This window comes from Nonomuraea sp. NPDC052634 (assembly GCF_040678535.1).
GTDB lineage: Bacteria > Actinomycetota > Actinomycetes > Streptosporangiales > Streptosporangiaceae > Nonomuraea > Nonomuraea fastidiosa.
The window spans coordinates 785,607-810,891 of sequence record NZ_JBFATY010000001.1; the positions used below are offsets into that span (position 1 = coordinate 785,607).

The 25,285-nt window shown below is 72.8% G+C and carries 15 protein-coding genes and 1 pseudogene; 2 read left to right on the forward strand and 14 right to left on the reverse strand.

Annotation, left to right across the window (positions count from 1 at the left end; genetic code table 11):
* Positions 1-9: 9 nt before the first annotated feature.
* Genes AB0K67_RS03780 through AB0K67_RS03805 form a run of 6 tightly spaced genes read right to left on the reverse strand, consistent with a single transcriptional unit; the run spans position 10 to position 6,163 of the window.
* A complete protein-coding gene (locus tag AB0K67_RS03780) occupies positions 10-1,119 on the reverse strand; it encodes an LLM class flavin-dependent oxidoreductase (RefSeq protein WP_364052322.1) in 1,110 nt (369 codons plus the stop codon).
* Positions 1,116-2,201 (reverse strand): LLM class flavin-dependent oxidoreductase, encoded by a 1,086-nt coding sequence (locus AB0K67_RS03785; RefSeq protein WP_364052325.1) that lies wholly within the window; start codon positions 2,199-2,201, stop codon positions 1,116-1,118. The genes AB0K67_RS03780 and AB0K67_RS03785 overlap by 4 nt, the downstream gene beginning before the upstream one ends.
* Positions 2,198-3,370, reverse strand: coding sequence for an LLM class flavin-dependent oxidoreductase (locus AB0K67_RS03790; protein ID WP_364052328.1), 1,173 nt, complete (start codon positions 3,368-3,370; stop codon positions 2,198-2,200). The genes AB0K67_RS03785 and AB0K67_RS03790 overlap by 4 nt, the downstream gene beginning before the upstream one ends.
* Positions 3,367-4,689 (reverse strand): NtaA/DmoA family FMN-dependent monooxygenase, encoded by a 1,323-nt coding sequence (locus AB0K67_RS03795; protein ID WP_364052331.1) that lies wholly within the window; start codon positions 4,687-4,689, stop codon positions 3,367-3,369. Before AB0K67_RS03795 ends, AB0K67_RS03790 begins: the two co-directional genes overlap by 4 nt.
* Entirely contained in the window at positions 4,686-5,627 is a 942-nt protein-coding gene (locus tag AB0K67_RS03800) for a glutathione S-transferase C-terminal domain-containing protein (RefSeq protein WP_364052334.1), read from the reverse strand. The genes AB0K67_RS03795 and AB0K67_RS03800 overlap by 4 nt, the downstream gene beginning before the upstream one ends.
* A 23-nt stretch (positions 5,628-5,650) precedes the next feature.
* Positions 5,651-6,163 carry a flavin reductase family protein gene (locus tag AB0K67_RS03805; RefSeq protein ID WP_364052337.1) on the reverse strand — a complete coding sequence of 171 codons (513 nt, stop codon included), beginning with the start codon at positions 6,161-6,163 and terminating at the stop codon, positions 5,651-5,653.
* 395 nt (positions 6,164-6,558) lie between these two features.
* Between AB0K67_RS03805 and AB0K67_RS03810 the strand changes: the two are divergent.
* Positions 6,559-6,834 (forward strand): annotated as a pseudogene (locus AB0K67_RS03810) (Ig domain-containing protein); the annotation flags it as partial.
* Positions 6,835-7,302: 468 nt separating this feature from the next.
* Here AB0K67_RS03810 and AB0K67_RS03815 read toward each other — a convergent pair.
* Complete coding sequence (locus AB0K67_RS03815) at positions 7,303-7,653, reverse strand: helix-turn-helix domain-containing protein (RefSeq protein ID WP_364052340.1); 351 nt, start codon at positions 7,651-7,653, stop codon at positions 7,303-7,305.
* A gap of 46 nt (positions 7,654-7,699) precedes the next feature.
* Here AB0K67_RS03815 and AB0K67_RS03820 point away from each other — a divergent pair, with 46 nt between their 5' ends.
* A complete protein-coding gene (locus tag AB0K67_RS03820) occupies positions 7,700-8,587 on the forward strand; it encodes an NAD(P)-binding domain-containing protein (protein WP_364052343.1) in 888 nt (295 codons plus the stop codon).
* 20 nt (positions 8,588-8,607) lie between these two features.
* Here the strand turns inward: AB0K67_RS03820 and AB0K67_RS03825 are convergent, their stop codons facing one another.
* From AB0K67_RS03825 to AB0K67_RS03855, 7 genes are all read right to left on the reverse strand, one after another.
* Positions 8,608-9,942 (reverse strand): lanthionine synthetase LanC family protein, encoded by a 1,335-nt coding sequence (locus AB0K67_RS03825; protein ID WP_364052346.1) that lies wholly within the window; start codon positions 9,940-9,942, stop codon positions 8,608-8,610.
* A gap of 267 nt (positions 9,943-10,209) precedes the next feature.
* Entirely contained in the window at positions 10,210-10,902 is a 693-nt protein-coding gene (locus AB0K67_RS03830; protein ID WP_364052349.1) for an ABC transporter ATP-binding protein, read from the reverse strand.
* Positions 10,878-11,702: an ABC transporter permease gene (locus tag AB0K67_RS03835; RefSeq protein WP_364052352.1), complete on the reverse strand. Its 825-nt coding sequence runs from the start codon at positions 11,700-11,702 to the stop codon at positions 10,878-10,880. The genes AB0K67_RS03830 and AB0K67_RS03835 overlap by 25 nt, the downstream gene beginning before the upstream one ends.
* Positions 11,703-11,822: 120 nt before the next feature.
* Entirely contained in the window at positions 11,823-12,887 is a 1,065-nt protein-coding gene (locus AB0K67_RS03840) for an ABC transporter substrate-binding protein (RefSeq protein WP_364052355.1), read from the reverse strand.
* A gap of 263 nt (positions 12,888-13,150) precedes the next feature.
* Complete coding sequence (locus AB0K67_RS03845; protein WP_364052358.1) at positions 13,151-13,702, reverse strand: hypothetical protein; 552 nt, start codon at positions 13,700-13,702, stop codon at positions 13,151-13,153.
* Complete coding sequence (locus tag AB0K67_RS03850; protein WP_364052361.1) at positions 13,695-14,219, reverse strand: hypothetical protein; 525 nt, start codon at positions 14,217-14,219, stop codon at positions 13,695-13,697. The genes AB0K67_RS03845 and AB0K67_RS03850 overlap by 8 nt, the downstream gene beginning before the upstream one ends.
* A 162-nt stretch (positions 14,220-14,381) precedes the next feature.
* The gene (locus AB0K67_RS03855) at positions 14,382-25,283 is read right to left on the reverse strand and encodes a hypothetical protein (protein ID WP_364052364.1); all 10,902 of its coding nucleotides are present in this window, start codon (positions 25,281-25,283) and stop codon (positions 14,382-14,384) included.
* Between the last annotated feature and the right edge of the window lie 2 nt (positions 25,284-25,285).

Genomic DNA, 25,285 nt, shown 5'->3' on the forward strand with positions numbered 1-25,285 from the left:
TCATGGGCGTCACTGGTGGTTCCATGCTTCGGCGAGCAGCTCGTACGAGCGCACGCGGTCTTCGTGGTCGTGGGTGATGGTGGTGACGAGCAGTTCGTCGGCCCCGGTCACCCGGCGCAGGGTGCGCAGCCGTTCGGCGACCTGGCCGGGGGTGCCAACGAACTGGGTGTCGACGCGGTCCTTGACCAGGGCGCGGTCCTCGTCGGTCCAGACGTGGGCGGCGGCCTCGGCGGGCGTGGCGAAGCGCATGGCGCCCGCGCCGGTCCTGATGCTGCGCACCCACAGCGCGTAGGGGGAGGCGAGCTCGCGGGCGGCGGCCTCGGTGGGGGCGACGACGGCGTCGGCGGAGACCATGACGTACGGCTCGGACAGCTCGTCCGACGGCTTGAACGCCTCCCGGTAGGCCTCCACCGCCTCCAGCACATTGGAGGGGCTGACGTGGTAGTTGGCGGCGAACGGCAGCCCGCGCTCCCCCGCCACCCTGGCGCTCTGGCCGCCGCTGCTGCCGAGGATCCACACCTCCAGGTCCGCGCCCTCGCCCGGGACGGCGTGCACCTCGTGGGTGCCGTTGATGAAGGCGAGCACGTCGTCGATCTGCTCGGCGAAGTCGGGCGTCTGAGCGCCGGGCTGCTGGAGGAAGGTGGCGTAGTGGACGAGCTGCGGGTGGACGGCGAGCGTGGACAGGTCGAGCGGCGCCGGGATGAGCAGCCCGTCCACCACCTTGTCCTCGCGGTCCTCGCGCGGCCGCGGCGGAGGACCCTTGGGGGCGGCGGCGAGCTCGGCGCGGCGCTGACCCGAGCGGCCGATGCCGAGGTCGATGCGTCCTGGATGCAGGGCGTCGATGATGCCGAACTGCTCGACGACCGACAACGGGGTCTGGTGTCCGAGCTGCACCGCGCCGGAGCCGACCCTGATGCGCGAGGTCGCCGCGGCGACCAGGGCGATCAGCACGGCGGGCGCGGAGCTGGCCACGCCGGGCGCGAAGTGGTGCTCGGCCAGCCAGTAGCGGCGGTAGCCGAACTCCTCGGCCCTGCGGGCCAGGTCGATCGTGTTGTTCAGGGCGTCGGAGGCCGTGCCGCCCGAGGGGATGGGGGCGAGGTCGAGGATGGACAGCGTCATGACGTGCCTCCTGCGACGGCGGGCACCCGGTCGTCGGACGCGGCGGGAGAGGAAGGCGGTGAGGGGAACGGCCGGCTCGGGGCCTCGGCCCGCAGCACCGGCGCGATCTCCGACTGGAACAGCTCAAGCGTGGCCCGGTGCCGCGCGGGCGTGAGCCCTTCTGCGTCGGCGGGGATGTGCATGACCTCGTGCCCGAACCGCCGGTGGTAGCGCAGCACCTTGTCGATGATCTGCTGCGGGCTGCCCACCAGCACCGAGCTGCGCTCGATGGCGTCCTCCAGCGTGGGGAAGACGATCGGGATGCCGGCCTTGCGCTGATAGTCCAGCCGCGCCTGGAAGACCGGCCGGTAGGCGGCGATGGCCTCCTGCGAGGTACGGGCCGCGTACAGTCCGGCGAACCCGGCCCCGACCAGCGCGTCCGCCGGGTCGTGCCCGTAGTGCGCCCACCGCTCGCGGTAGTGGTCGATCAGCTCGGCGTACGGCTCGATGGGGTTGGAGACGTTGGCGGAGAACAGCGGGTCGCCGTGGCGGGCGGCCAGCTCGACCGACTCCTTGCTGGTGGCGCTGCCGTGCCAGACCCTGATCGGCCGCTGCAGGGGACGCGGCCAGGTCTGGGCGTCCTCAAGGGCGGGGCGGAACCGGCCGCTCCAGGTCACCTTCTCCTCCCGCCACAGACGTCGGAACAGCTCGTACGACTCCCGGTTGCGCTCCCACTGGTCCTCGGTGGTGACGTGGAACAGCTTGGCCTGGGCCGCGCCGTTGCCCTTGCCGATGATCAGTTCCAGCCGCCCGCCGCACAGGTGGTCGAGCGTGGCGTAGTCCTCGTAGGCGCGTACGGGGTCGAGCAGGCTCAGCGTGGTGACGGCGGTGAACAGCCGGATGCGGGAGGTCTTGGCGGCGATGTGGCTGAGCACGACGGGCGGCGATGAGGACAGGAACGGCCACTCGTGCCGCTCCCCCACCCCGAACCCGTCGAAGCCCAGTTCCTCGGCCAGTTGCGCGGTCGCGACGACCTCGCCGAAGCGCTCGGTCGGCGAGGTGGCGGCGTGGTGCGAGATGAGGGTGATGGCCAGGATCTTCATCGTGCCTCCGCGTACCGGTTCGCCGGCCGGGGCAGGCCGAGCAGCCCGCGCAGTGTCCCGGCCTCGTAGGTGCTTCTGAAGGCCGAGCGCGCCCGCAGCTCGGCGGTCAGCCCCGAGGTGATCTGTGACAGGTCGTACGGCAGCGCCCCCGGCCGCAGCCGGAACCCCTGGATGCCGGCCCGCCGCCACTGCATCAGCAGGTCCGCGAGCTCCCGCACGTGGCCGGTGAAGATCGCCGCGTCGGAGGTCAGCTCGGCGCCGTCCTGCTCGTCGAGCCGTGCCTTGCGCCGCGCGGCGTCGTCGCCGAGGAACACCAGCAGGTCGGCGAAGATCTTGATGTCCGGCGACAGCTCCCTGATCTCGGCGACGATGTCTCGGGCGTGCCCGGCCGAGTGCGGTGTGACGAACACGACGTCGGCGTTCGCGGCGGCGAACTCGTACGGCAGCCGCTGGTGGGCGAGCGCGGCCACGACCGGCTGTCCTTGCGGCGAGCGCGGCGTGATGGACGGCCCTTTGACGGAGAAGAACCTCCCGGAGAAGTCGATGTAGTGGAGCTTGTCGCGGTCGATGAAGCGGCCGGTGGCGACGTCCCTGATCTCGGCGTCGTCCTCCCAGCTGTCCCAGAGCCGCCTGGCCACCTCGACCGCGTCGGCGGCCTCCTCGAACAGGTCCTGTACGTGCGGGTGCGCGCTGACCGACCCGGCGGCGGGGTCGAGCGGCGGGATGGTCCTGCGGCCGAAGTGGCGGGCCTCGGCCGAGCGTACGGAGATCTGCGGCCGCCAGCCGGCCCGGCCGCCGCTGACGTGGTCGAGCGTGGCGATGCCGATGGCGACGTGGAACGGCTCAGTGTGGGTGGTGGTGGCGGTCGGCACCAGGCCGATCCGGTGGGTGAGCGGGGCCAGCCGGGCGGCGAGCAGCACGGCGTCGAACCGGCCGCGCACCTGGTCGGTGCGGTCGTCGAAGCCGTCGGGCAGCGAGGACTGCGGGCCGAACGCGTCCTCGATGGTGACGAAGTCGAGCAGGCCGCGCTCGGCCTCGGTGACGAGCCCGGCCCAGTAGCGGGCGGTGAACAGGGCGCGGGCGGCCCCGGGCGCCTCCCGCCAGGCGGCCGGGTGCCAGCCCGCGCCGTCCAGGGCGACGGCCAGGTGGAGGGGTGCGGGTGGGGTCATGCCAGCTCCAGGTGCTCGCGCAGGGTGGCGCCGGTGTAGTCGGTACGGAAGACGCCGCGCTCCTGCAGCAGCGGCACCACCTTGTCGACGAAGTCGTCCAGGCCGCCGGGCGTCAGGTGCGGCACGAGGATGAAGCCGTCGGCGGCGCCGGCCTGCACGTGCTCGTCGATCTTGCGGGCGACGGTCTCGGGGGTGCCGATGAACGTCTGCCGCCCGGTCACCTCGATGACCAGCTCGCGGATGGTGAGCTTCTTCTCCGCGGCCAGCGCCCGCCACTTGGCGGCCACGGCGGCCCTGTCCTTGATCGGCACCCGGCCGCGCGAGACGCCCTCGCTGAGGTCGGGCTCGACGTCGGGCAGCGGGCCTTCGGGGTCGCAGGCGGACATGTCGCGTCCCCACACCTGCTCCAGGAAGGCGATGGCGGTCTGCGGGCTCACCTGCTGCCTGCGGATGGCGGCGGCGTTCTCGGCGGCCTCCTCCTCGGTGTCGCCGAGCGCGTACGTGACGCCCGGCATGATCTTGAGCTGGTGGGGTTCGCGGCCGTACTTGGCCATGCGGCCTTTGACGTCGGCGGAGAACCGCTTGCCGTCCTCCAGCGTGCCGTGCCCGGTGAAGACGACGTCGGCGGTGGCGGCGGCGAACTCCCTGCCGTCGGACGAATCCCCGGCCTGGATGATCACGGGGTGCCCCTGGGGGCTGCGCGGCAGCGTGAAGCGGCCTTCGACGTCGAAGTGCTTGCCGTGGTGCACGACGTCGCCGATGGCTCCCTCCCGCAGGAAGCCGCCGCTGTCCGCGTCGGCGAGCACGGCGTCCGGGGCCCAGGAGTCCCACAGCTCGCGGGCCAGGCGGACGAACTCGGCGGCCCGCTCGTAGCGGTCGTTGTAGTCGAGGAAGCCGCCGCGGCGGAAGTTCTCGCCGGTGAAGGCGTCGGAGGTGGTGACGACGTTCCATGCCGCCCTGCCCTCGCTGAGGTGGTCGAGCGTGGCCAGGCGGCGGGCCAGCTCGTACGGCTCGTTGAAGGTGGCGCTGACGGTCCCGGCCAGCCCGAGCCGGTCGGTGACGGCCGCCAGCGCGCTCAGCACGGTCAGCGACTCCGGCCTGCCGACCACGTCGAGGTCGTGGATACGGCCTTTCAGCTCGCGCAGCCGCAGGCCCTCGGCCAGGAAGAAGAAGTCGAACTTGCCGCGCTCGGCGGTCTTGGCCAGGTGGACGAACGAGGAGAAGTCGATCTGGCTGCCGGAGCGGGGGTCGCTCCAGACGGTGGTGTTGTTGACGCCGGGGAAGTGCGCGGCGAGATGTACCCGCTTGCGTGCTGTCATCGGTCCCGCCCGTGGGGAGTGCGCCAGGTGTCCGGCAGGCCCTCGGTGGTCTCGGCGAACGCGGGCAGCGTGTAGAGGTCGCGGGCGTAGCCCCACAGGTTCGGGAAGCCGGACAGGTCGTGCTCGGTGATGAGGTGGTGGCGGTTGTACTCGGTGTCGTACCTGGCCAGCGTGACCCACAGGCGCACGTCGGCCTCGGTGACCGTGTCGCCGAGCAGGTAGCGCCGTTCCTCCAGCCTGCGGTCGAGCGAGCGCAGCATGCCGGCGACCCGCTGGCGCTCGTTGTCACGTTCCCGCTCGCTCGCGGCGCGGGCGACGCGCGAGACGCCGGTGTTGACGTCGTGGTAGATCCAGGCGTTCAGCTTGTTGATCTCGGGGCGCAGCGCCCGCGGATAGAGGTCCACGCTGCGGTCGGCCCACTCCTCGAACTGGGTGGCCAGGTCGATCGTGATGTCGGGGAAGTTGTTGCTGACGATCCTGCCGCGCCGCCGGTCCCACAGCACGGGCACCGAGATGTGGCCGGGGTAGCCCTTCTCGGTGGCGTCGTACGCCTGCTCAAGGAGCGTGAACCCGTTGACCGGGTCGGGGCCCCTGCGCTCCCTGAAGGCCCAGCCGCGCCCGTCGCGCTCGTCGTCCACGTAGGACAGCGACACCACCTCCTCCAGCCCCTTGAGCTTGCGGACGATCGCCGCGCGGTGCGCGTACGGGCAGACCCAGGCGACGTAGAGGTGGTAGCGGCCGGGCTCGGCGCGGTAGCCGCTGGACCCGTCGGCGGTGATCCGGCCCTGGAAGGGGTAGATGGGGCGGTTCCAGCCGGGCGACAGGTGCAGGCGGCCTGGGCCGTACGAGCCGTAGGCGTCGTAGTCGACGGGACTGGCGTAGGCGGGGGCCGCCGTCCCGATGTCGGTCCGGGGGTTGATCCCGGTGTGCACGGTCACACTCAGCTCCAGACGCGGGTCGCTCAGTCTTCGTTGTGCGGGCGGAAGCGGCCGAATCGGCCCTTGTGGTAGAGGAGCGGCCGGCCCTCGCCGTGCGTGCGCACGTCGGCGACCAGGCCGACGACGAGCACGTGGTCGCCGACGTCGGCGGTCTCGTACGGCAGGCACACCAGGTGCGCGCACACGTCCTGCAGCAGCGGCGCGCCGAGCGGGCCCGGCCGCCACCTGGTGGGCGGGGCGAAGCGGTCGATGCCCTTGCGGGCGAACCTCGCGGCCAGGTCGGCCTGGTCGGCGGAGAGGATGTTGACGGCGAAGTGGTCGGCGGAGCGCAGCCAGGGCCAGGTGGTCGAGGACTGGTCGACGTAGAAGGAGACGAGCGGCGGTTCGAGGCTGACCGAGGAGAACGAGGTGGCGGTCATGCCGACCGGGACGCCCTCGTTCTGCGCGGTGATCACCACGACGCCGCTGGCGTGGACGGCGAGCGCGCGGCGGAACGACTCGGCGCCGACGGCGCGGCCGGGCAGCGTGTCGGTCATGCCCGGGCACTCCCCTCGCGGTCGGTGCCGGCCGGTGCTGGGCTGGTGGGGGTGGTGGGACGTGATGGGATCACGGGATCGTTCCTCACGGGGAAGGCGCGCTCGCGCGGCGCGCTGGCGGTGGTGCGCGAACGCGGGTGTACGGGGTCGTCAGCGGGTGCGTGGACGGCGTCGGCCACGCCCGAGCTCAAGGGGTGATGGCGGCGTGCGGCGGAAGGCCGCGGGCGGTGGTCCGTGATCAGCGACACTGCGCGCTGGCGATGTGGCAGAAGTCCACGTGCGGGCGCGCGGTCAGGAGGAAGCCCTGGCTCATGTCTTCGACGCTAAGCCGGACTCTCGGATAAGTCAATATTTCCTACTTGTTATACGGGAAATTGGACGGCGCCTGCCCGGACATGGCGACGCCCCGCCACCGGCCGGCGGCGGTGGAACCGTCCATCGTCACCGCCTCGCTCCCCCAGGCCGCCGCCGGCACCGCCTACCGGCACGAGCTGCGGGCCAAGGGCGGCGTGCCGTTCTACGACTGGCAGATCACCAGCGGGTCGCTGCCCGCCGGGCTCACCCTCGACCGGTTCACCGGCACCATCACCCCGACCGCCGCGGGCAGCCACACCTTCACCGTCCGGCTGCGCGACTACGACCGGCTCAGCAGCTCCGTCACCAAGACGTTCACGCTGAACGTCGGCAGCGGCGGCGCAGGCCCCGCGACCGACCTGGCCGCGGACGCCGCCCCCTCGGCCTCCTATACCGCGCCCTGGGAGAGCGTGGCCGCGATCAACGACGGCATCGACCCGCCGTCATCCAACGACACCGCCAACCCCCGCTGGGGCGCCTGGCCGCAGACCGGCACCCAGTGGGCCGAGCTGACCTGGCCGTCGGCCCGCACGATCGGCTCGGCCGAGGTGTACGTCTTCGACGACGGCGGCGGCGTGCGGCTGCGGCGAGCTGGAAACTGCAGTACTGAGCGGCGTTGGTCGGGCTTCTCGAGGTCAAGGCATACGCCTGACCGGCCGTGCGGATACCCACTTTTTTGTGGGTACTTGCCGCCCCGGCACTCCACGGACGAAGCTGAGGACACGGCGGCCGGAGGGCCGCCGGGGACCAGCAGGACGTACGAGAGGAGGCCGGGGCGGTGCGCGTCACGAGACCTGCCGGGCCGCGGCCAGCCTCTCCAGGCGGCGGTGACCCCAGCCGGCGAGGGGCTCCAGCGCCTCGGCCAGGTCGCGGCCGAACGGGGTCAGCGAGTATTCGGTCCGCAGCGGCCGCTCGTCGTACACCTGCCGGTGGACCAACCCGTCGCCCTCCATCTCGCGCAGCGTCTGAGTCAGCACCTTCTCGCTGAGCCCGGGCAGCCGGCGCAGCAGCTCGCCGGGACGCCACGGGCCTGACTCCAGCAGCCAGAGCAGCGTCGTCTTCCACTTGCCGTCGATCACGGCGATCGCGGCGGTCACCCCGCAGACGTTGGGGTCCTGTGCTCTGCTGCGCGTCATCGCCGTTTCACCCTTCACAAGCCATGTCGTCGAGGAGTCTTCACGGATGTCCGTATCCACCCCACAGTCTGCCGTCACCGTGCTCGGCCTGGGTCCGATGGGCCGGGCGCTGGCCGGCGCGTTCCTGGACGCGGGCCTGGCCGTCACGGTCTGGAACCGTACGCGGGGCCGGGACCGCGAGCTGGTGGCCCGCGGCGCGTCGGGCGCGCCGTCACCCGAGGCCGCGGTCGCCGCGAGCCCGCTCACCGTGCTCTGCGTGGTGGATTACGACGCCGCCCACGCGATCGTGCGCAGGGACGCGGTGGCCGCCGCACTCAAGGGCCGCACGCTGGTCAACCTGACCGCCGACACGCCGGCGCGCGCCCGCGACATGGGCGCGTGGGCCTCCGCGCACGGCATCGGCTACCTGGACGGCGCCATCATGACGCCGTCCACCACCATCGGCACGCCGAACGCGGTGTTCCTGCACAGCGGCCCCGAGGAGCTCTACCGCGAGCACCGGGCGGTGCTGGAGACGCTCGGCGGCACCCACACCCACCTGGGGGCCGATGTCGGCCGGGCGGCCTCGTACGACCTCGCGCTGCTCGACATCTTCTGGACCGCGATGGCCGGGTACGCCCACGCGCTGGCGCTGGCCAAGGCGGAGGGCGTCACGGCCCAGGAGCTGGCGCCGTTCGCGAAGGGCATCTCCGCGATCCTGCCGCCGCTCTTCGAGCAGGGCGCGCGGGAGGCCGACGCGGGCGTCTTCTCCGGCGACATCAACCCGATCACCTCGGCGGCGTCGTCCATGCGGCACATCGTGCAGGCGTCCGAGGAGCGCGGCATCGACGCGAGCGTGATGCGCGCCGCCGAAGGGCTGGCCCGCCGCGTCATCGGGCTCGGACACGGCGGGGACGGCTTCCTGCGCGTCACCGACCTGCTCAACCCCCGCTGACGGTCCCCCGGTACGGCGGGTCAGCGGCCGCCGGCCGCCGAGGCGGGCAGCGGGATGGCCGGGAAGGGGTTGTCGGGCAGCAGCACCACGCGGCGCGGCCGGTCGGGCGTGCTGGCGGCGTCGAGGTGGAGCAGCGCCGCGCCGATGCCCGCCGCACCGACCATGTAGCCGGTGTCGGCGGTGACCTCGCCCGGCCGCAGCCTCCGGTACGCCTGGTACCAGCGGTAGCCCCGGCCGTTGTGGTCGGTGGCGCGGGCGATCAGGTCGGCGGCGAGCGTGTGGGCGTACTCCAGGTGGGCCCGGTCGCCGGTGACCGCCCACAGGCCGACGAACAGCTCGATCACCCCGGCCGTGCCGCAGCACTGGCAGGCCACGTTCCAGTAGCCCTCGGTGCGGCGGCGCGGCGCCCCGCTGCTGACGATGCCGCGCGCCAGCCGCTCGGCCCACTCCAGGTCGGCGGGGTCGCCGCCCACCCGGTACAGCTCGTAGAACATCCTGGCCACGCCGGCCGAGCCGGAGCAGAAGCCGAGGTAGTGCAGGCCGCGCGCCTGCGGCACGTGGTGCGGCACGACCGCGCAGCGCCCGCTGACGACGCTGACCTCGCGGACGAAGGCGGCGCCGCTGCGCGCGGCGTCGAGGAAGCGCCGGTCGCCGGTGACGCCGTACAGGCGGGCCAGCAGGTACGCCGTGCCGGACGTACCGGCGAGAAAGCCGGGGGTGACGGCGTCCACCGGCAGGTCGGCGCACTCGCCGAACCAGTGGCCCGGCACCGGCACGCGGGCGACGCGCAGGCCCGCCTCCACGGCGGCTTCCTCGTACGCCGGCACGCCGAGGTGCGTGGCCGCCCGCAGCAGCCCGAGGATGATGCCGCCCTCGCCGCGCTGCGCGGGGTCGCGCGACCACTGGACCCCGTCGCCTCGCTCGGTGCCCTTGCGCACGATGTGGTCGGCGATGGCGGCGGCCTCGGCCTCGAACCGCGCATCGCCGAGCGTCCATCCGGCCTCCATGAGGGCGATCATGATGCCGGTGAGCCCGTGGTAGAGGGTGAGGTCCTCCTGCTCGCGCCAGGTCGCGGCGAGCCGCCTGGCCCCGGCCCTGGCGTCCTCCAGGTACGCCTCGTGCCCAGTGGCGGCGGCCAGCTCGAGGAAGAACAGCACCACGCCGGCGGCCCCCGAGTACAGGGACCAGGGCTCGGCGGTGACGGCGGACGCGCCGCGCGTGTCGGGGTTGGCCTGCCACCAGCGGCCGTGCTCGTCGTCGACGGCGGCCGAGCGGACCCACCGCCCGGCCAGGATGGCGGCGGTCAGCGGCGTGTCGGCGCGGGCGCTCGACGCGCGCATCTCGTCCAGGCTCATGGAATCATTTTCCCATAGATTTAGTAGGAAGACTCGGAAAGCGGGCGAAGCAGATGTGGACACGATGCTCCACCCGTCCGGGCCGCGGCACAAATAGCCGCGCGGGAGCGACAGCACTTGCGGTTCCGGCGGCGCCGCCGGCTCTGACGGCGAGCAAGGCCCCGCTACTGGGGACGGCTCCGCTACCGGGGACGGTTCTGATGCCGGGTACGGCTCTGCCGAGAACGGCTCTCGAAGCGCAGGCCGCTCGCGTCGCGTCGGCGTGCATCACTCGTCCCCGGTGACGCCGAGCGCCCGCAGCAGCTCGGCGCGGACCTCGGCGGCGTCCGTCGTGGCGTCGAGCCGCTTCTCGACGGCGATCCGGCCGCCGTCCAGCACCAGCACGCGGTCGGCCAGCGCGATGGCCTCGTCCACGTCGTGGGTGACCAGCAGCACGGCCGGGCGGTGCTGCTCGAACAGCCGGCGCAGCAGCCGGTGCATCTTCAGCCTGGTCAGGGCGTCGAGGGCGCCGAACGGCTCGTCGGCCAGGAGCAGGCGGGGCTCGCGTACCAGGGATCTGGCCAGCGCCACCCGCTGCTGCTCGCCACCCGACAGCTCGTTCGGCCAGGCCCGCTCGCGCCCGGCGAGGCCGACCTCGGCCAGGCTCTGCCTGCCGCGCTCCTCGGCTCCGGTCAGGCCGAGCACGACGTTCGGCAGCACCCGCTGCCACGGCAGCAGCCGGGCGTCCTGGAACACCACGGACACCTCGTCAGGCACCTGCACCGTGCCGCCGCCGGCCACGTCGGCGTCCAGCCCGGCCAGGGCCTTCAGCAGCGTGCTCTTGCCCGAGCCGCTGCGGCCGAGCAGCGCCGTGAACTCGCCGGGCGCCAGCTCCAGGTCCAGGCCGTCCAGCACCCGGCGGGAGCCGTAGACGCGGGTCAGCCCTTCGACGCGGATCAGCTCGCCAACGTCCGTCGCCACGACAGCGCCCTCCTTTCCACGAGGCGGACCGCGGCGTCGGAGAACAGGCCGAGCAGGCCGTACAGGACGATGCCGACGAGGATCACGTCCGTCTGCCCGTACGTGCGGGCCAGGTCCATCATGTAGCCGATGCCGCTGGTCGAGTTGATCAGCTCGGCCACCACCAGGAACAACCAGGCCGTGGTGACCGCGAAGCGCAGCCCCAGCAGGAAGCCGGGCAGCGCTCCCGGCAGCACCACCTTCCTGATGAACGCGCCGCGCGTCAGATCGACGGTCTCGGCCAGCTCGACGTAGCGGCTGTCGATGCCGCGCAGGCCGTTGTGCGTGTGGATGTAGATGGGCACGAGCACGCCGACGGCGATGACGGTGACCTTCATGGTCTCGCCGATGCCCAGCCACAGGATCAGCAGCGGCATCAGCGCCAGCGACGGAATGGCGCGCTTGATCTGCACCGGGCCGTCGATGATCGCCTCGCCCCAGCGGCTGAGGCCGGACACCAGCGCGAGCACCGTCCCCAGCGGCACGCCGATGGCCAGGCCGGAGGCCACCCGGCCGAGCGAGGTCAGCAGGTTGTCCTGGAGGCGGCCGTTCTCGATCAGTTCGCCCGCGGTGGCGACCACGGTCCACGGCGCGGACAGGAAGCGGGGATCGAGCCGGCCCGTCGCCGATGCCACCGCCCAGAGGGCGAGCAGCAGCAGCGGGCCCACCAGGAAGCCCAGCTTGATCGGGCGGCCCGGCCTCAGCCGGCGGCGGGCCCGTACGCGGGCGGGCGCGACGGGACGTGAGGCGAGCAGAGTCATGTCACGCACCCTCCTTGAGCGCGGTTCTCGGGGATCCGGCGGCCTGCGCGGCCTGCGCGGTTTCGCGTGCGTCCGGTCGCGCCGCCTGGCCACGGCCTGCGCGGACGCCGGGCTGCGCCATCACGCGCCCTCCTTGAGCGCGTCGGCGGCGATGTGCTCGAAGCGGCGGTCGTACAGGTCCTCGGCCTTCAGCGGCGGGTTGCCCGTCTCGGCGGCCAGGATGTCGATGGTCTCCTGGTGCCGGGCGATGACCTCCGTCCAGTCGGCCGGGATGTCGGGCTCGCCCGCCTGTTCGACCAGGTACTGGCCGTCGGCGGTGTTGAGGCCCTGGTCCTTGACGTAGTAGCCCTCGATCCACTCCTTGGGGTGCTCGTAGGCCCAGCGGGAGGCGCGCGCCCACGCGGCGACGTACTCGCGGATGGCGGCCGCCTTGGCCGGGTCCTTCAGCGTCTCGGTGCGGACGTAGAGGTGTGCGGGGTCGTCGCGCAGGCCGTGCTGGACGGTGGTGGCGCCGTCCCTGCCGAACTTGCCGGTGTAGCGCTTGATGTTGACGCCGCCGATCGGCGCGACGTCCACCTGGCGTGATGCCAGCGCGTTGGGGTAGACGTCGCCGGTGCTCGGCAGCTCTACCAGCTCGACGTCGTCCTTGGTGAGCCCGGCCTTCTTCAGCACCCTGAGCACCAGCGCGCCCTGCGCCTGGCCGGGACTGTAGGCGATCTTCTTGCCGCGCAGGTCGGCCAGGCTCTTGACCTGGACGCCTGGCGCGATGCCGAGCTCGTAGGTGGGGTGGTCGATCGGGTCCTTGCGGAACTTGGCGGCCACGATCTTCACCGGCAGGCCGGTCCAGGTGGCGTGGATGGGCGGGATGTCGGCCACCGCTCCGACGTCGAGCGCGTTCGCCCTGAAGGCCTCGGTCGTCTGCGGGCCGCCGCTGATGTTGGCCCACTCGATGTCGAACGAGAACTTGTCGATCTCGCCGGACAGCTCCAGCGCCACCCTGGTCGCCGGGTCTCCGACGATCAGCCGGGTGCCTTCCGGGACCGCGGTCGGCAGCGGCGCCTGCGCGGACAGCTCGGGTCCTGAGGACTCCTGGGCGGCGCCCGGCGTACAGGCGGTCATGACCAGCATGAGAAGCGCGGCGAGCACGGGTCGTAACGAGGACGTGTGGTAGGGGCCCTGGCTCATGACCACGAAGGTACGAGCGCCAGGACCATAAGTCAACATTTCCTACCAGGTTTACATGATTTTCTGCCGATGGCGGTCCATGGCCTGCTGAAGTGGCGGTCAGGCACGCCTCGCCAGGGCCCTTTTCGGGCGGGTCATTCGTGCTCGCCGAAGCCTTCTCCAGGGCGGGTTATTCGTGCTCGCCGAAGCCTTCTCCAGGGCGGTCACCGGTGCCCCCGGCAGAACCGCCGTCAGCGGCGCTCGCGGGAGCCTCGCCGCGCCGGTCAGCGGTCGCCGGCGGCGGGGCCGGCGATGCGGCGGAAGTCGCCGAGGCTCTGGCGGAAGAACGCGTGGTCGCTCTCCAGCTTGGCCCTGGTGAAGCGGCCCGGGTCGGCCTCGCGCGCGGACCTGCCCATCTCGGTCCAGAACGCCTCGGGCGGCAGCTCGGCGGCGCCCTCAGGCAGGAACTTCAACGCCTCGGCCACCGCATCGGCCGCGTAGATCCAGTCGGTCTCCACGGCGCGGAACCGCTCGGCGTCGGGCGCGCCCGCCACGTAGTCGAGCTGGCCCTCCAGGGCCCGGCTCGCGTACGTGGCGCCGATCAGCACCCACTGGCCGGCGTCCAGCAGCTCGGATGCGCCGGTGCCGAACGTGGCGCCCGACCGTCTGGCCGCGTGCTCGCCCTCGTACGAGACCGGCACCTCCACGCCGCCCGCCCGCACCAGCCACCCGTCGGGCACCTCGATCACCGACGCCTCCGCCGACCCGCCGGAGACCGTCAGATCGAGGTAGATGTGCGCCTCGACCAGCGAGCGCGCCGTGGCGCCGTCAAGCATGCCTGGCCGCCAGATCGCGGTAGGAGTCGCGGACGATCAGCAGCCGGTCGAGCTGGAACCTGCCGGGTTCGGCCGCCCGCATCTCGCGTCCCCGCTGCGACCAGAACGCGTCATCGGGCACCTCGTCGGCGCCCGGCGGGATGAACTTCACGACCTCCTCGACGGCGGCCGTGGCGATCGACAGCGTACGGTGGGCCTCGGCCGCGTCGTCCGCCGGCACATTGCCCGCCGACAGGTCCGCCACCCACAGCCACTCCCCCGCGTCGAGCAGCTGCGACGGCTCCTCGCCCCCGAACGTCGGGTAGCCCGACGGCATCACCGGCCGCTCCGGCAGGCCGAACAGGTATTCGCGCTGCCTGCCGCAGTCGTCGCAGGTGCCCCAGTAGCGGTTGGCGAGCCCCTCGTCGACGGCGACCAGGCCGTTCTCCCAGGTCGTCTCGACCGAGCCGCACTCGCACGGGTGCAGGTCGAGGTAGAGATGCGCCTCATCCCTTGTCCGCGCCACCGCGAAGGCCATAACCGTCCTCTCCTCGCCGTTCTCCTATCATGCCCGCCCAACGAGACGACCGGCTCGTGCCCACGCCACGAGACGGCCCGCCCACGCGCGCGTCGCACGACGGCCGGGTCACCCCCGCGCCACCAGACGACCCGCCCGCGCACGCGCCACGAGACGGCCCGCTCATACCCGCATCACGTGGCGGTCGGTGTCGCGCTGCTTGCGGCGGCCGCAGTGGCACGGACCGGCTTTCGGGCAGTGGCACTCCTCGTCCGGCAGCCTGCCGACGCCGGCGGAGAGCTTGCGCCCGCGCTCCAGGTACGTGCGCGCCCGCTCCAAGCGGTCGTCGCGGCCGCCGGGCCGTGGACCGTCGAGCAGCTTGGTCAGCTCGGCGGCTACCGGAGCGGGCACCAGGTGCATCGGGGCGGTGGCGGCCAGGTCGTACAGCACGCCGAGCCGGGCCCGTCGCTGCGGCACCGTCGCGGCCCGCACCTGGCGGGCGGCCTCGACCAGCGCCGCGACGTGCCGGTACGGTGCGGCAGGCAGGCCCATCGCCGCCGCGATGGCTCCGGCGGTGACGGCCGCGGCGGCCCGCTCGTTCGCGCCGACCGGCTGCAGCCCGTCCACCTGGTACGTCACCACACCACCGCCCGTCGGTTCCACGGCCCCGCCCGCGCTCGCCGAGCCGGACGAGCCCGCCACACCGGCCGCCCCCATGCCGATGTCCTGTCCGACACCGGTGTCCTGGGCCTTGCCAAGGGTTCGGGCCATGCCAGTCCCATGGGCAGTGCCGTTCGCCTGCCCCACGCCGTTCGGCGAAGCCTCGCCGTTGTGGTGGGCGGCGCCGTTCGCGGCGGCTGTCGGCTGGGCGGGGATGGCCGGGGCGGGCGGGCGGATCTCGACGGCCAGGGGCGGCCGGCCGGGGAGCTGGACGTCGATCAAGCCGGGCCCCAGCACGCGGGCCTTCGCGCCCATGAGCGCGGCGGCCCTGCTGACCGCGTTGGCCGCGGCCAGCTCCGGCAGCTCAGGCGCGCCGCGCAGCGCCGCCACGTGCTCGGGGGCCAGCTCGCCCGCCCTGGCCAGGGCCACGAGCTTAGCGGTCGCACCCGGCTGCCCCGGTGCCAGGCCCGCTCTCTCGGCTTCGGCACGGATCGCGGCTGCCGCCTCGGCGGCACCGGACCGCCCGCCACCGAACACCGCGCCGAGCGACCGGCGCGCGGCGGGCCGCCCACTGAGCGCATCGGCCAGGGATCCGGTGGCAGGGGCAGTGCCGTTCGAGGCGCCGGCGAGCGAGCCCGGAGCTGACGCGCCACCGTTCACGACGTCGGCCAAGGAGTGCGGAGCAGCGGGACGGCCGTGCAAAGCGTCGGCGAGTGACGGCCCCGACGCCGTGGCGCTGCCGTGCAAGGCGTCGGCGAGTGACGGCCCCGATGCCGTGGCGCTGCCGGTCAGGGCGGCGGCCAGGGAGGGCTCGGCCGGCTGCGCGTTGTGGAGCGCGTCGATGAGGGCGCGTAGGCGGGCGGCGGCCGCCGCGTCCTCGTCGCTGACCCGCACGCCGGGCACACCCTCCGCAGCCGGAGGGCCGGACGGCGGGTGGGTGGGCCAGGGCGGGGGCGGCGGGGTGTGGCCGCGTTTGCGGATGTCCGTGGCGACGGCGTTGATGGCGGCCGCGAGCGTCTCCCTGAGCTGCGGGTCGGCGGTCGCGCTCCACCTGCGCGACAGGTGGGCGTGCTCGTTGAGCCGGGGCACCAGGCAGTGGTCCGCGCCTTCCTTCCGGGGCGACAGCGACTCCCTGATCGTCCCCTGGGGCGCCCCGGCCGCCTGCGCGGCGCGTTCCTGGGCGATGTGCGAGATCTCGTGGACCAGCACCGTGGACACCATGTCCGGGTGCACCCGTGGAGCGACGAAAGTGATGTGCGGGTCCTCCGCGGTGCCGGCGCGGAAGTCGGTGCGCCCGATGAATCCGTCGCCGGGGTTCGCGGCCACCACGCGGACGTGCTGGTCGGCGGCCCCGGGCAGCCGGACGACGAGGCGGTCCTCACCGGTCCAGCGCACGTCGGCGACGGCCCCGCCGAAGTCGGTGGCGGCCACGTGCCGGCTGCGGATCTCGGCGACGGTGAGGTCCGGTTCGCCTTCGGGACGCGCCGAGGCGCCCAGCGGGCTGTCAGGCAGCGCCTCCTCGTGCGCGCTGGACGGGAGCGTGCCCTGGAAGGTGCTGGCGCCGGGCGGCGGCTCCGACTCCTCGACCTGGACGATCTTCCAGACCGGTTCCGGCGGCCTGGGCAGGGCGCCGCGCTCGGCCAGCGCGGCCGAGACCTGGTCGGTGAACGTGCCGGACACCGGCGAGTTTAGGAACACCTCGCGCAGGTCCAGGTTCTGCTGGTCGGCCGCGTCCAGAATGTGGGGCGGCAGCGTGGAGAACGCCTCGGCGAACCCGGCGTCGCGGTGGCTGTTCCGCCCGGAGTCGTCGCTGCGCACGGTGCCGTCGGGAGCGGCCAGGTAGTGGTGGAGGCCGTCGGGCTCCTGCACGCGGACGCGGGCCACCGCGCCGCGGTCGCGGGCGGCCACGCGGGCGTCCTGAAGGACCTGGATGAGCCCTTCGCGGCCGGGCTCCGGCGTGAACCTGAACGTCGGCAGCCCGTCGAGCGGCGCCGCGATGCGGATGCCCGCCTGCATCCTGGCGTGCAGCTCGTTCAGCTCCTCGCCGGACATCGTGACCATGGCGGTGCCGCCGCTCGCGCCGGGCAGATGGACGGCCTCGCGCGCGGACCGGACGTCGCCATCGCGCCGCAGCTTGACCCGCTCGAACGTCAGGTCGTAGTCCACCCGCACCTGGACGGTGTAGAGCTTGCCGCTTTCGAACATGCTGCGCTCGCTGCGCGCGCCCTGGTGGACGTTGACGCTCTGCGACGCCTGGGCGCCCGCGCTGGTGCCGACGCTCACGCCGAGGGCGCCGATGCTCTGGCCGCCGTTCACGCCCACGGGCGTGACCTGGCTGCGGCCGACGGAGACGTTCTGCGCCTCGGCCCGCCTGTCCACCTCGCCCTTCTCGCCGTCGAACGGCCCGGCCACCACCGTGAGGTCCGACATGCGGGTCTTGATCGAGACGTCCACGCCCTGGTTGCGGAGCTTGGCCTCGGCGACGTGCGGCACCACGGCGCCGTCGCGTCCCGAGATCTGTTCCAGGCCGGTGATCAGGCCGGAGTGCGACAGCCAGGCCGACAGCGCTCCCAAGCGCTCTCTGACCGCGGCGTCGCCGACCATCTTCGTGAGCTGGCGGATGACGGCGTCGTAGAGCGTGGGCCTGTCCGGGTCCTCGGTCAGGGTGTCGGGGAAGAAGCCCGGCTCCAGCTCGACCGAGCGCGGGTCGGTCACGGCGCGGACCGGACCCGGGTCCTCGGCGACGGGGCGCACCATGTCGCTGGGCACGTCGCGTTCGAGCACCACGTCGTACGTGCGCTGCGGCGGCTCGCCCTTGCGCCCCACCGCGTGCACGGTCTTGCGGATCCTGGCGGCGGTGCCCGGCATGCGCCGCTCGAACGGGATGCGCCGCACGCGGGCGGGGCGGGTCTCGACCTCGAGGACGAGCTCCATGTCCTGGGCGACCGTGGTCACGCCGACGAACCTCGCGATCCGCAGCAGCCGCATGACGTTGTTGATCTTGGTGTTGGAGAAGGAGCGGCTGCGCTTGGTGGACGCGCCGGCCTTGCTTTCGCCGCCCTCCTCGGCTGCGTTGTAGTCGACGCCGGCGGACAGCGCGACGGAGTGCGACTCCGTGTGCGCGAGCTCACCTCCGCGGTAGCGCTGGATGATGTTGCCCTTCTCAGCGGTCTGGCTCACCATCCGGGCCCGGCTCGGGTCGCCCTTGGGCCTGAGCTTGGCGCGGACGGTGACGACCTGCGGGGCCGCGTTGGGGGTGCTCGACTGCACCTCGTACTCGCGCTCGAACCCGCGCCGCGACATCATCTCGTCGAGGTGGATCTCGGAGCGGGTGTCGTTGAGGTCCACCCTGACCTGCCTGGCCAGGTTCGGGGTGGCGGCGTTGGCGCCCGGCACGGCCTCCTCGATGAGGCTGAGCGCCTCGTCCATGAGGTTGACCTCGTCGCCCTGCCTGTTCGTCACGGTGAACGACGTCGGCACGCTGGAGCTCATGCCGGCGGCGTACTGGGGCGCGAGGACGACCTCCTTGAGCCGGTCGTTGACCTCCTGGGCCTTGCTCAGCGCGTCCGCGAGGTGGATGAAGCCCTTGCCGGGGTCGTGACGGGTGGCCTCGGCCGCCGGGGCGACGGCGGGCTCGAGGTCGGCGACCTTCTTGAGCGCTTGGAGCAGGTCGGACGGATAGTGCCGCTTACCGAGCCCGATGTCCTCGCCCCGCTCGACCGCCTCCCTCCTGGCCTGGATGTAGCGGGTGATCAGCGGTACGGCGACCGTGCGGTGCAGGTCCATGTGGCCGTTGATGAAGCGGTCGACCGCGTCGGCCACGACGGCCACCGGCAGCTTCAGCTCTCCCTCGGCGAACATCCGCAGCGCGTCGTGCTCGGGGACGACGAACACCCCGTTGCCGTGGCTGCGCAGCGTGTCGCCCCGCTGGGTGCGGGATTCGTCTCCGACCAGGCCGACCTTGCTGGTGCTGACGGTCGTGACGACGTCGACCGGGACCTTGAAGCGGTACTTCCGGCCGGTCGCGATGCCGAGGAACTCGGTGCCGAAGATGGCGACGAGCGCGGTCAGCAGCATCCTGGTGCGGTTGCGCGAGGGCAGCGAGGCGCTGCCGGTGTCGCTGCTGGCACCGTTGTCGTCCGAGTCGCCGACGCTGTTCACCAGGCTGAGCAGGAAGTTCTTGGCCCCGTTCCAGGAGATGCCGACGCTGCGCAGGGCGAGCATGATGCGGCCGGACACCGGGTCGGCGATGTCGACGAACTCCGCCTCGCCGAGCTCCGCGCGCACGTCCACCTTGGCCCGCGTGGGCTTCGGCCCCTGCGGATCGAGCACGAGATCGTTGGAGATCGGGCCCTCGAAGATGTGGCCGGCGAGATGGTGGCGGCTCAGCATCGGCCAGAGCTGGATCAGCGGCGCGACCCGCTTTCTCAGCGCCTTCGGCAGCAGGCGGCGGACCTGGTCGATGTCGCTCAGTTCTGGGCCGACGTCGAAGTGCTCCAGCGTGGAGAGCCGCATGAGCCGCTTGCTCGGCTTGCCCATCGAGCCGGAGAAGCGCGGCCCGCCCTCGCGGGGCAGCATGTCGCCGGGCACCATCAGGACCGCCGTGATGGGGCGCGGCTCGATCAGGGGCGCCATCGTGGCCCCGTGGATCTGGTGGACCTCGATCGTCGCCCTGGTCTCGACGACGGCGGTCGGCTTGTTCTTGCCGTCCTCGGTCATGCCGACCTTGTTGACCATGCTGGTCACGTTGGTCGCGGCCGAGTACGAGCGGTCGCCGCCGACGTTCGGTCCCGCCTTGTGCGAGATCCCGTCCTGCCCCTCCTCCGGGCCGTCGGTCTTGGACGCCGAGCCGCCGAGCGTCCCCGCCACCGACCGGCTCACGCCCCGCCCGGCGGTGTCGCTGGCGATGTCGAGGTGGGTGCGCACCTTGGTGACCTGGCCGGTGCCGGTGCCGGTGTCGTCCGGGTCCTGCCGGACGACGATGTACAGCGCGTCCAGGCCGAGAGCCCGGTTGAAGCCGTGCTTCTGCAGCGGGACCATGACGCCGCCCTGGGCGAGCTGGTCGAACGCGCTGCGGACCGGGCTCTCCTCCAGGTGAAGCCTGATGTCGCTCTCGTTCATCCGCTGGGCGGCGCGGACGAGCGGGTTCTTGCTGTAGACGCGCTTGCCGTCCACCTCCTCGCCCACCAGCCCGGTGCCGGACAGCTCGGCGAGTACCTCGTCCACGAGCCCGTCGAGCCCGTGGACCTCGCGCACGTCGGTGGGGCCTGCGCCGCGCAGCCGTCCATCCCCGGCGCCGAGCCATTCCGGCAGCCGCATCTCGCGGCCCGGGATGGGCTCGGCTCCCTTGGAGTCCTTGAGCACGGCGAGCCCGTCGTCGCCGATCTTGATGCGGCCGTTCTCCGTGACGAACAGCTCGACCGGCACGGGGTCGCCGGCGTGGAAGGCGTCGAGCACCTGCTGGCGCACCAGCAGCTCCGTCTGGAACGGCTCCAGCGTCCGCGGCGGCTTGTTCTTCCGTTCGATGGTGAACGTCACCTTGGCCACCTTGCGGTAGGCCTGCGAGGGGCCGCTGCGCTTGTCCACCTGCGGATGGACGGCGACCTCGTTCGCCGTGGACGACGACGACTGCGACACCGGCCTGCTGGTGTTGGCGCTGGGCCCGATGGAGTCGGGCCGGTAGTCGCTCAGCGGCCCGGTGACGTCGAGATCCTCGATCTCCGCCTTGGGGAATCCCGCGGATACCTTGCCCTCGAACGAGTCGCCGGTCTCGGCCTTGGTGGTGGAGGTGGCGGTCTCGGTGAGCACCTCCTCCTCGAGCGCGTCGCGCGTCCACCCACCGACCATGCGGGTCTCTTCTTCGACGATCTCGCTGTGGGCGGTGATCTTGAAGTCGGTGTCGCCCGGCACCACCAGATCGACCGACAGGCCGGAGTCCAGGGTCTGGCGGAAGCGCGTCTGCAGCTCGCGGACGACGAACTTGCGCAGGTTCTGGCGGGCGGGGGTGCCGACCTGGGCGAACTCGCCGCCGAGCTGCTCGGCGAGCGCGTCGAACGCCTCCTCCAGGCCGGTCATGCTGATGACCTCCTGGTTCGGCGGCTTCGGGTTGCGCAGCTGCGGGTCGATGGTCTGCTGGGAGGCCGTGCCGGCGTCGGCGTACGAGTGCCACACCCAGAAGCGCTGGGTGCGGGAGTCGCCGCGGCTGCCCTCGCTGACCCGGATGGGCGCGCTCCACGTAGCGTTCTTGCCGGAGCGCTCCTCGATCGTCCACTCGGCGACGGCGTCGTACAGCAGCGACTCGGTGCGGTTGTCCGCGACCGAACCGCCCTGCTCGAACATGCTGCCCCCGCCGGAGGCCGACCAGTTGCGACCGAAGCGGCCGCCGACGGAGATGCCCGCCACCTCCAAGAGGGCGGCGCCCCAGCTGCCCGGAATCAGGTACTCCGCCGCCTTCGCCGTGTTGAAGTCCACGTTGACGCCGAAGCTGCCCGCCTCGGTGGCGGTGTAGGACTGTCCCGTCTGGTAGAACAGGCCGACCGTCACCTGGGACGCCCGCATGGCGGGGCTGTCCACCTCCACGAGGTCCGACAGCCTGAGCTTGATCCGCAGCTCGATCGCCCTGCCGCTGAAGTTGATCGGCAGCACCAGGCCGTCGCCCGCCACCGCCTTGTGCCAGTCGGCGCGGATGAGCCCTTCCAGCTCGTTCGGCGTGAACCGCTTGGCGACCTTCTTCCGCTCCAGCAGCGCGTTGACCTGGTCGGTGAGCTCGTCGAGGTGCGCGAGCCGGCCGGTGGGCATCGCCTCGGGCAGCGACAGCGGGTCCGGCCTGCTCCGCCCCAGCACCTGCTCGTACCGCGCGTACGCCTTCTCCGCCTCCCGACGGGCCTGCCTGATGAGGTCGGCCATGGTGGGCTGGCCCGGATGCGAAGGCCCGAGGCTGCCGGGCGGCGCGGCGAGCAGCCGCGCGTACCGCTCGTACGCCACCCTCGCCGCGATCGACGCGTTCACCGCGTTCGCGTACACGGCGGCGATCCGCTCGTTCCGCGCCTGCTTGTCCCGCCCCGCGCGGGCGTCCTCGGCGGCCGTCGTGGCGCGGATGTCGGCACCGCTGTCCTTGTCCCGGCCGGCGGTCTCGGCCTTCTTCTCGGCCTCCTCGGCGTCTTTCGCGGCCTCCTGCGCGATCGCCACGTGGGCCTTCAGCAGATGGCGCAGGGCCTTCTCGACCGTCGAGAGCTGCTCGGCCGCCCGGCGCAGCTCATCGACGTCCTCGGACGGTCTGGGGATGTCGAAGCCGGTACGCACGTCGTCCGGCCCCACCGCCCACGGCGGCGGCGGCACCTCCGCGCCCCGGGCGCGCAGCTCGGCGTCCAGGCCGTCGATGTCGATCGCCTTCTGCCGCTTCTCCGGCATCGTGGGGGCGTTCTCCCACTGCTCGATCAGCAGCACCCGCTCGTTCCGGCGGGCGGTCACGCACTCGTCCCTGACCTCCCGCGCCGGGCGGCCCGGCAGCATGCGGCGCAGGATGCCCCTGCGTCCCTGGCCGGCCGCCTGCCGCTGGAACGTGTCGGTGATCTCGTGCAGCCACACCCTGGTGAGCTGGTCGGTGGCGACGCGCGGGGCGAACGTCACCACGTGCGGGTCCTCGGCGGTGCCCGCGCGCACCCTGGTCCGCGCCATCTCGCGCTGGCCGGGCTCGCCGACGGTGAACGTGAAGTGCTGGACGCCGCTCCCCGTGGTCACCGTCAGGGCGTCGCCGTCCCAGGACAGGCCCCGCACCTCCTGGGCGCCGTGCACGAAGTGCCTGGGGTCGAGGGCCTGGGCCGCCTGCTTGATCTCGTCAAGGGTGACGTCGGTGTCGCGGCCGCTGTCCGTGACGTACGCGGTGCCGGCGATCGGTTGCGAGGTGACCGTTCCCGGGATGCTGGTGTGCGTCTCCGGCGGGGTGACGCGGGTGACGTCCGAGGACAGCGAGTCGCTGGACGCGGCGAGCACCAGCAGCGCGGACGCCTCCACCACCAGCTCCGGGTGGCTGTCCACGTTGCCCGCGACGTCGTCGAGCGTGCGGCGCAGGCGCTTCATCGTGTCGTTCGGCAGGACGCGGAATCCGCCGTCCGGCTTCGGGACGATCACCTCGCCGTCTGGGCCGATCACGGCGCCGGGGAACGTGGTCTCGAGCGCTTCCACCAGCGCCGCCCGCGCCCTCGTCGGCGCCCCGGCCTTGGACGCCGCCTTCGTCCGGCCGCCCTGGTCGGCGGCCGTCCTGTCGGCCTCGTGGTCCGCGTCCGCTGCCTGGTTGCTCGCCTGATCGGCCGCCTGGGCGGCCGCTGCCCGGCCGCCCGTGTCGGGCTGACCGGACGTACCAGGCCGGCCCGTTACGACGGGCTGGGCGGTTGTGCCGGGCTGCTGGGTCGCGTCGCTGCGGTCGGCAGGCGGCGTGGCCGGCTGAGCCGCGTCGCTGCCCGTCCGGCCGGTGGACGGGCCGGTCGGCGCGCCGGCCGCCACCACAGGCTGGGCCGCGCCCTCGTTCGCCGGGCTCTGCGCGGTGGTCTGCTGCTGCCCAGCGGCCGGCTGCGGCCGGCCATCGGCGCGTGCGGCGGACGGCTCGCTCGTCGTCACCGCCGTGTTCGCGCTGGTCGTGTCCCCTGCCGTGATGCCCGCCGTGGTGCCCGCCGGGGTGCCGGTCGGGCTGCTGACGGTGGCCGGGTCGCCGAGCGTGGCGGCGGCCGGCGCGCCCGGCGCCTGCCCGGCGGCCGGCTGCTGCGCGGAAGCCGAGCCGGACTGCGGCGACGAGGCCGTGCGCGGCTCCGGTGCGGTGGCCGGCTCCGACTCCGGCGTCGCGTTCGTGTGCGGCGTGCGGGCGTCAGGACGCGTGTCGGAGGTGACGCTCGCGGAAGGCTGGGCGTCCGCGGCGAGCCGGGGTGCGGTGTCCGGGGTGGTGCGTGCGGGCTGCCGCTCCGGGGTCGCCTCGGGGGCGTCGTCCTGGTTCGGCTCCTGATTCCGGTCGGGGGCCGGGGTGACCTGCTGTTCCGGGGTGCGGCGACGCTGCGAAGCGTCGGCGTCGGGGACGCCGACGCTCGGGCGGGACGCCGAGCCGGACGACGAACCGGCCGACGACATCGTGCCGGCCGTGCTCGCCGTACGCTGCGCGGGGATGGTGACCGGCTCGGACGTACGCATGCCGCCGGCCGTGGCGGGCTGGTTGCCGCCGGGGCCGGTCGGCGCGACAGCGGTCCCGGAGGGGTCAGCGGACGGGCTGCCTCCGCCCGCCCAGGCGGCGGCGCGGGCGGCGTCGGTCCGTGCGGCGGCGTCGTAGGCGGAGGCCAGCGTGGTCGTCGGATGCGCCAGCGCCAGGGCCACGTCCGGGTTGAACGGGCTGATCGTCCCGGTACGCCCCACGCCACCCATGAACGCGCCCACCATGGACTCGGCGGTGAACGGATTCTGTAGCTCCCCGTACACCAGCGCGTTGCCCATGAAGCTGCCGACCGGTGAGGCGATCACATTGGTCGCACCCGTCGTCAGCGCCCGCCCGGCGAACCCCGGCACCACCTGGGTGACCCGCGAGATCGGCCCTCCGACCACCGTCCCGGTGATTCCGCCGCCACCGCCGCTCGCCGTGACCATGGCGATCTCCCGCCAGTCGAAGTCCTCCCGGGTGCCCTTCAGCCTCTGAAGGTATTGGGCGACGAACTCGATGAAGAACTCCTCGCCCATCTCTTCGACGAGCTCCCTGCCGATCGGCGAGGCCAGCACCCGCAGCAGCAACGCCCGCCCGGTGGGGCCGCTCAACGCCGCCACCTGCGCCAGGCGGGCCGCACCGACCTTCTGCCCGGCGGCGCCCACCAGCTTGACCAGGATCCGGCTGATGGCCGCGCGTGCACCAGCCGCGTACGGACCGATCAACGGCGTTGAGACGCCCGCGGTGAAGAACGCCACCAACAGCGTGATCGCGATGGCGATCACCGTCACCCAGAAGGCCACGTTGATCGTCAGCTTCGAGTACTGCGTCTGCACCGCGAAGTTGCTGGCCTGCACCGCGTACGCGTGCGCGTTGTGGCTGACGCCGGTGATGCCGCTCTCTTTGCTGTACAGCTCACGCGCCCGGCCCACGAACTTCGCGGTCGCGGGCGCCGCCCATCCCGTGACGATCGTCCGCACCGCCGAACCAGCGGGCTCGGCGGAGGAGATCGCGCCGTCCGACAGCGCCGCGTACCGGCGTGCGAGCTCCGACAGCCCGGCCTCGCTGGCCTCCGGCCACTTCTGACCGGCCGACAACATCGGAATCAGCCAGTAGTTCACCCAGTCCGGCAGCGCTTCGGTCTCCCAGACGGGCCGGACGTCGCTGTCGATCTGGACGATCTGCTTCTGGACGGACTGTCCGCCGGGGGTCTGGATGTTGGAGTTGTGGTCGCCCGAGTACGCCATGA